We start from the raw sequence: 5,030 nt of genomic DNA, 5'->3' as shown, positions 1-5,030 counted from the left end.
GGCGGGCACGCTCGGCCCCGTCGATTCCGGTGCCGGACCCGGCTTCGGCGACTCGGCCGTCGGCGGGGAGGCGCCTGCCACCGGGACCGAAGCGGGCGCGCTGCCCGAGTCCGAAGCCGGCGCGGCGTCCGCGCTCGGCGCGGCGACGGGGGCCGCATCTGGCGGGAACCGCGCGGCCGGGCTCCCGGTCGTCGCCCGCGTCGCGTCCGCACCGTCGGGGCTCGCACCGTCAGGGCTCGCGTCGTCGAGCGCGATGCGATTCCCGGCGCCACCCGCCTCCGTGCGTACGGCCTCCGGATCCACCGGGAGCACGAGCGCCCCCGGCGCCGCCACCACCGCCACGACCGTCCTGCAGCGATCGACTCCCCAACGTGCCCACGAGGCACCGGGCGGCGCGGGCGCGATGCCAGTGCTCATCGCGCCCGCTCGCGCGGCCTCGCCCWCGCCGATGCCGGTCGCCGCTCCGCCAGCCGCTCCGCCCACCGACGCCGTCGTGCAGCGCGCCGAGGTCGTCGACGAGGCGCCGGACGTCCTAGCGTCGCCGTCCGACGCCGGCCCTGCGGCATCCGGCGAGCCTGCAGGCAACGGCACCGCCGCGGCATCCGTCACCGCATCGCCCGCCGCCGGCGGCGCGGCATCCGTCGACGCCTCATCGCCCGAGGCGATCGAGAAGCTCGCGCAACGGCTCTACGGCCCACTCGTGCGACGACTGAAGGCCGAGCTGCTGCTCGATCGGGAACGCCGCGGCATCCGGATCGACGGAATCTAGACGGAAGGGGGAGCGATGATCGAGGACACCGATATCGCCGTCGGGGTGAGCTACGTCGTGAAGATCGACGGGGAGTCGCTCGGCGAGTTCGCGAGCTGCGACGGGCTCGGCGTGGAGGTCGTGCTCGAGTCGCGCGAGGAGGGCGGCAACAACGCCTACGTCTGGCAACTGCCCACCCGGCTCAAGTTCTCGAACGTGAAGCTGTCGCGGCCGCTCGGCAAGGGCAGCTCGCAGCCGATCCTCGGGTGGATCGCGAAGGCACCGCGGATCGCGCCCAGCCAGGCCGAGATCCAGGCGCGCAACGCCGAGGGCAAGCCCATCGCCACCTGGCACCTCGAGCAGGTCATCCCGGTGCGCTGGACCGGCCCCTCCCTCACGAACGACCAGCCCAAGGTGCTCACCGAGACCCTCGAGCTCGCCCACCACGGCATCAAGGCCGACCCGCCCGGGAACTGAAGGAGCCGACATGCCCGTCACCAAGACCGAGGCCGCGAGCGAGACCCTCACGCACGCGGAACTCGAGCTGCGCGAGCCGGGGAAGACCCCCGGCGTGCCGGGCGCGCCCATCGGCACGATCGCGTTCCAGCTCAACCCCAAGGAACTCACGATGACGAAGACCGCGAGCTGGAAGTCGGAGAAGCAGAAGAAGGCGACCTCCGCTCCGCCCGCGACCTACCAGGGCCCCGAGGCGCAGAAGCTCAGCGTCGAGATGTTCTTCGACGACACGCGCGGGGGCGGCGGCGACTCGGTCGTGACCCGCGTCGAGAAGCTCTTCACGGCCTGCGCGCCGACCAAGGACTCGCAACGGGGCGACACCCCGTCAGCCCCGTGGGTGCAGTTCAAGTGGGGCGTCCTCGTCGGGTTCGTGGGCTACATCAAGTCGGTCTCGGCGAAGTACACGCTGTTCTCGCCGAGCGGCACGCCCCTGCGCGCGGTCTGCACGGTCGCCCTCGAGGAGATCGCCGCGGACCCGGGCAAGCAGAACCCCACCTCGGGCGGCTTGCGGCCGCGGCGCGTGCACACCATCCGCGAGGGCGACACCCTCGCCGCCATCGCCTACCGCGAGTACGGGAACGCGGCGCTCTGGCGGCAGGTGGCCGACGTGAACGGCATCGACGACCCGATGCGGCTGGTGCCCGGGCGCAGCGTCTTCCTCCCCGCGGCCGAGGAACTCTCGGGGCCGTCGAAGCGCGACGTGGTGCGGCAGGAGGTGGCCCGTGTCGTCGGTTGACACCTACACGAGCCTCCTGCTCGTCGCGGTCGACGGCAGCCCCCTGCCGCCGCAGGTGGCGAGGCAGCTCCTGACCGGACGCATCACCGACACCGCGAACCTCCCCGACGGCTTCGAGCTGGAGTTCACCGACACCGCGGGCACCGTGCTCGCCGACGGGCACTTCACGATCGGCGCCTCCGTCGTGCTGACCGTCTCGGAGAACGGCCCGCAGGGCCCCGTGCGGCTGCTCGACGGCGAGGTCACCGCGATCGACCGTGAGGACGTGGCCGGAGCGCTCCTCACGCGGGTGCGGGGGCTCGACAGGTCGCACCGCCTGTTCCGCGGCCGTCGCGTCGCCGCGTACCTCGACTCGACGCCGGCCGACATCGTGCGCACCGTGGCCGGGCGCGCGAGCGTGCCGATCACGCGCATCCAGGTCGCCGGCAGCGTCATGAAGCACGTCACCCAGGACAACGTCAGCGACTGGGTGTTCCTGAAGCGGCTCGCGGATGCCACGGGCTCGACGTTCTCCGTCGTGCAGGGCGGCCTCGTGTTCGGCCCGCCCTCGAAGGCCGACGAGGCGCCCGCCGGCGCCGAGAGCGCGCGCGATGACCCCGTCGTCATCGAGCACGGCATGAACACGCTGTCGCTGCAGGCCACGGTGACCTCGGCGAGCCAGGTGCCCGAGGTCGAGGTCCGCGGATGGGATCCCGTGCGCAAGGAGGCGGTCGTGTCCACCGCGCCGCCGAAGACCCGCTCGGTCGAGCTGCCGAACGTGCAGCCGGCGAAGGTGGCGCAGGCGTTCACGAGCCCGAAGTACGTCAGCTCCGACGGCGACGGCGTCGCGACGGCACAGGACAAGCTCGCGACGTCCGTGGCCGACCGCATCGCGGGGGGCTWCGCCGAGGTCGAGGCGCGGATCCGGGGCAACTCGCACATTCACTCGGGCACCGCGGTCACGTTGAAGGGCTTCGGGTCGCCGTTCGACGGCCGCTACACGGTCACCGAGGCGACGCACGAGTTCTCGTCCGACCAGGGCTACGTCACCACCGCGGTCGTGAGCAACGCCTCCGACCGCTCGCTCTACGGCGTGGCGAACGGCGGTTGGTCGGCGGGGGAGGACGCGCGCATGGCCGGCGTGGTGCCCGCCCTCGTGAGCGACAACGGCGACCCCGAGGCCCGCGGCCGGGTCAAGCTCGCCTTCCCCTTCCTCTCGCCCGACTATGTCAGCGGCTGGGCTCGCACCGTGCAGCTCGGGGCCGGCGGCACGCGCGGCAGCCTGGTGCTGCCGGAGGTGGGCGACGAGGTGCTCGTCGCGTTCGAGGGCGGGCGCTTCGACCGGCCGTTCGTGGTCGGCGGGCTCTACAACGGGGTCGACGAGCCGGCCGAGCCGTGGGCGGGCGTGGTCGAGAACGGCGAGGTCGTGCACCGCTCGTTCACCTCTCGCACGGGCATGGCGGTGCGGTTCACCGAGAAGTCGGGCACCGAGACCCTCGAGCTGTCGACGAACGGCGGGGCGCAGCGGGTCACGCTGACGCAGACGTCGCAGAAGGGCATCGAGATCATCGCCGAGGGGCCGGTGACGATCACGGCGAAGCAGGATGCCACGGTGTCGGCCGACAACGGAACGCTGAAGCTCTCGGGGTCGACCGTCGAGGTGAAGGCGACCGGCGGCGTGAAGATCGAGGGCGCCTCGCTCGCCCTGAAGGGCACGGGGTCGACCGAGGTCGAGGGCGCGACGCTCAGCCTCAAGGGGCAGGGCACCGCCGAACTCTCGGCCGGTGGCGTCACGACGGTCAAGGGTGCCGTCGTGAAGATCAACTGAGTGCAGAGGGGGTGCGCGGATGTCTCGTGAGTTCGTCGGGCACGGCTGGGCGTTCCCCGTGCACGCCGACGCGACCGGCCGCATCGCGCTCACCTCCGACGATCGCGAGATCGAGGAGAGCATCCGGCTCATCCTCGCCACCGCACCCGGCGAGCGGCCGATGCGTCCCGAGTTCGGCTGCGCGGTGCACGAGTACGTCTTCGCGCCCGCCGACGCCTCGACGGCCGGGGCGATCGGCGCCGCGGTGCGGGCGGCCCTGCGCTACTGGGAGCCGCGCATCGAGGTCGGCGACGTGACCGTCTCGCTCGAGGGTGCCGGCGACGGCGTGCTGTACATCGACGTCGGGTACTCGATCCTCGGCACGAACGATCCCAGGAACCTCGTGTTCCCCTTCTACGTCATCCCCCGGGAGCCCTCATGACCCTGCCTGCCCCGAACCTCGACGACCGTCGCTTCCAGGACCTCGTCGACGACGCCAAGCGGCTCGTAGCCCTGCGCTGCCCCGAATGGACCGACCACAACGTCTCCGACCCCGGGGTCACGCTCATCGAGGCGTTCGCGTTCATGACCGACGAGCTGCTCTACCGGCTGAACCGCGTGCCCGACCGCATGTACCTCGCCTTCCTCGACCTGCTCGGGGTGTCGCTGTTCCCGCCGACGAGCGCGACCGTCGACCTCGTCTTCTGGCTCGCCGCCCCCCGCCCCGAGACGGTGATCGTGCCCGCGAGGAGCGACGCGGGCACGCCGCGCACCGAGCTCGCCGAGCCGATCATCTTCACCACGATCGAAGAGCTCGCGATCCCGCCGCGCTCGCTCATCGCCGTGGGCACGCACCCCGAGGGCGGCGAGCCCTGGGTCGGCGACGCACGCCTCGGCGACGAGACGATCGACGCGTTCGCGTCATCGCCGACGCCCGGCGATGCCCTGCTCTTCGGGCTCGACGATGCGTCGGGCGCGCTCGCCGTGTCGCTCCGGCTCGACTGCGCCGTGCGCGGCGTCGGCGTCGACCCCGACGACCCGCCCATCGTCTGGGAGGCGAAGACGGCAGCCGGATGGCAGGCGTGCGACGTGGTCGCCGACGGCACCGGCGGCCTCAACAAGCCCGGGGAGGTCGTGCTCATCGTGCCGCGGGGGCATGTGGCATCCGTCATCGCCGAGGTGCGGGCCGGATGGATCCGCACCCGGCTCGTCGAGCGCGACCCCGACGTGCCGACGTACAGCGC

General features: G+C 72.4%; 5 protein-coding genes and 1 pseudogene. All 6 read left to right on the top strand.

Annotation, left to right across the window (positions count from 1 at the left end; genetic code table 11):
• A pseudogene (locus AC1DY2_RS15210) lies at nucleotides 1-769 on the top strand (hypothetical protein); the annotation flags it as partial.
• 15 nt (nucleotides 770-784) lie between these two features.
• Nucleotides 785-1,225 (top strand): phage tail protein, encoded by a 441-nt coding sequence (locus AC1DY2_RS15205; protein WP_309974706.1) that lies wholly within the window; start codon nucleotides 785-787, stop codon nucleotides 1,223-1,225.
• A 10-nt stretch (nucleotides 1,226-1,235) separates the two neighbouring features.
• On the top strand, nucleotides 1,236-2,000 hold the full coding sequence (locus AC1DY2_RS15200) for a CIS tube protein (RefSeq protein ID WP_476763190.1): 765 nt from the start codon (nucleotides 1,236-1,238) through the stop codon (nucleotides 1,998-2,000).
• A complete protein-coding gene (locus tag AC1DY2_RS15195; RefSeq protein ID WP_476763189.1) occupies nucleotides 1,987-3,807 on the top strand; it encodes a VgrG-related protein in 1,821 nt (606 codons plus the stop codon). Before AC1DY2_RS15200 ends, AC1DY2_RS15195 begins: the two co-directional genes overlap by 14 nt.
• A gap of 19 nt (nucleotides 3,808-3,826) precedes the next feature.
• The gene (locus AC1DY2_RS15190; protein WP_476763188.1) at nucleotides 3,827-4,228 is read left to right on the top strand and encodes a GPW/gp25 family protein; all 402 of its coding nucleotides are present in this window, start codon (nucleotides 3,827-3,829) and stop codon (nucleotides 4,226-4,228) included.
• Nucleotides 4,225-5,030, top strand: an 806-nt coding sequence (locus AC1DY2_RS15185) for a baseplate J/gp47 family protein (protein WP_476763187.1), incomplete at its 3' end; no start/stop codon positions are given. The genes AC1DY2_RS15190 and AC1DY2_RS15185, both read left to right, overlap by 4 nt.

It is taken from the genome of Agromyces sp. P1_H4, from assembly GCF_056405255.1.
The sequence above is the reverse complement of the archived record's forward strand: the minus strand, read 5'-3'. Positions and strand labels throughout refer to the sequence as shown.

Excerpts from the sequence above, each read along its gene's own strand:
- AC1DY2_RS15205 (WP_309974706.1), top strand. The coding sequence starts at position 785 with ATGATCGAGGACACCGATATCGCCGTCGGGGTGAGCTACGTCGTGAAG.
- AC1DY2_RS15200 (WP_476763190.1), top strand. The coding sequence starts at position 1,236 with ATGCCCGTCACCAAGACCGAGGCCGCGAGCGAGACCCTCACGCACGCG.
- AC1DY2_RS15190 (WP_476763188.1), top strand. The coding sequence starts at position 3,827 with ATGTCTCGTGAGTTCGTCGGGCACGGCTGGGCGTTCCCCGTGCACGCC.